This window comes from Vibrio sp. Vb0598 (assembly GCF_033338935.1).
In the GTDB taxonomy this organism is placed as follows: Bacteria; Pseudomonadota; Gammaproteobacteria; order Enterobacterales; family Vibrionaceae; genus Vibrio; species Vibrio alginolyticus.
This window is the reverse complement of the sequence record NZ_JAWOTP010000234.1, coordinates 1-1,125: the sequence shown is the minus strand read 5'-3', so window position 1 is coordinate 1,125 and position 1,125 is coordinate 1. Positions and strand designations below refer to the sequence as shown.

Annotated in this window: 1 protein-coding gene; it reads left to right on the top strand. The window is 50.2% G+C overall.

Translation table 11 applies throughout. From position 1 onward, the window contains the following. Window positions 1–1,125: solute carrier family 23 protein (locus R7Q38_RS24345; RefSeq protein WP_318114640.1), on the top strand; the 1,125-nt coding region annotated here is incomplete at both ends.

Below are 1,125 nucleotides of genomic sequence, written 5' to 3'. Positions count from 1 at the left end.
CGTCCACCACTGCCACAAACGATTTTTGCTGCACTTCAGCATTTATTGGCGATGTTCGTTGCGGTGATTACACCTTCCTTAATCATTTGCCAATCTTTGGGCGTTCCGGCCGATCAAACCAACACCATTATCAGCATGTCGTTGTTTGCATCTGGTGTTTCTTCCTTTATCCAAATCCGTACCTTTGGCCCTGTCGGCTCCGGCTTGCTATCGGTGCAAGGCACCAGCTTTAACTTTTTGGGTCCAATCATCGGTGCGGGTTTATCACTCAAAGCAGGTGGCGCGGACATCAGCACCATGATGGCGGCGATTTTCGGGACGATTTTAGTCGCCTCTTTTGCCGAGATTTTACTGTCTCGTGTGCTTGAGCATGCACGTCGCATCATCACACCTCTCGTCTCTGGCATTGTCGTAACTCTGATTGGCCTGACGCTGATCCAAGTCGGCTTGGTTTCTATGGGTGGAGGCTATGCTGCAATGGGCGACGGTACTTTTGGTAGCTTAGACAAACTGGCGCTCGCTGGTACCGTACTTGGGTTAATTGTGATTTTGAATCGTTCTAAAAACCCATACATTCGCGTGGCTTCGATCGTGATTGCCATGCTGGTTGGCTATGTAATGGCATACTTCATGGGTATGGTCGACACCTCAAAATTGGGGGAAACCAACCTCGTTGCGCTACCGATTCCGATGCAGTACGGCTTGTCATTTGACTGGTCACTGTTTATCCCTCTCGTGCTGATTTTCTTTATCACGGCGTTGGAAGCGATCGGCGACATTACCGCAACGTCTGAAGTATCTGGCGAGCCTGTTAAAGGCCCTATTTACATGAAGCGTATCAAAGGTGGGGTATTAGCGGATGGTCTGAACTCGGCTATCGCTGCGGTATTCAACAGCTTTCCAAACTCTACTTTCAGTCAAAACAACGGCATTATCATGCTAACGGGCGTCGCAAGCCGTTACGTGGGTTACTTTATCTCGGGCATGTTAGTGATTCTTGGTCTATTCCCGGGCGTGGCCAGTTTTGTTCAGCTGATCCCAGAGCCTGTACTTGGTGGCGCTACCATCGTGATGTTCGGCACCATTGCCGCTGCAGGCGTGCGCATTATCTCGCGTGTTGACCTC